Raw genomic sequence first — 663 nt, forward strand, 5'->3', positions numbered from 1 at the left:
CGCATCATCGCCTTCGGTGCGCACGAGGCGCAGCTGCCCGGCGCGCTGTCGCCCTCGGCGGACTTCGTCGGCGGGCCGCTGCGGCTGGTGCCGTTCGTGCTGTCGGGTGCGGCCGGGGTGGTCGCGCGCGTGGGCGACACCTTCGAGCGCGAATTGCTGGAACGCGGCATGGCCGGCGCCGACACCGCGCTGGCCGCACAGGAGGCGTTCGGCCTGGCGGTGGAGCACGCGCGCTACCTGACCGTGCACGACCTCGCCGCGATGATGGCGATGCAGTACGAGCACGCCGGCCTGGCGCCGCTGTGGCCGCTGCTGGAGACCGCGCTGCTGGAGCCCGATGGCGAGGCGTGGCTGGACGCGGCGCCGGAACCGCTGGTGCGCTATGCGCAGGGCGAAGCGCGCATCGCGATGTTCACGCCGGCGGCGTGGCACGCACGCTACGCGGCGGACATGCCGAACGACACCGAGGACGGACGGGAGCGGCAGTACCGCCAGCACCGGCATTTCGAGGCGCGGCAAAGGCAGATCGCGGCGGTGCTGGCCGCGCATGGCGTGGCGGTGAATTTCGTGCACTGCGACGATGCGGAGCGGGCGCGCGAAGCGCTGCTCTGAGGGGTTTCGGGGGCGGGAGTGCCATGCCCCCGCAAGTCGCGGCCCGTTATC

General features: G+C 73.2%; 1 protein-coding gene. It reads left to right on the top strand.

Features of this window, described 5'->3' with window-relative positions; translation table 11 throughout:
• A partial coding sequence (locus N800_RS16180; RefSeq protein ID WP_036140560.1) for a hypothetical protein occupies window positions 1-612 on the top strand: 612 nt, incomplete at its 5' end.
• Between the last annotated feature and the right edge of the window lie 51 nt (window positions 613-663).

The organism is Lysobacter daejeonensis GH1-9 (genome assembly GCF_000768355.1).
Classification (GTDB): domain Bacteria; phylum Pseudomonadota; class Gammaproteobacteria; order Xanthomonadales; family Xanthomonadaceae; genus Aerolutibacter; species Aerolutibacter daejeonensis.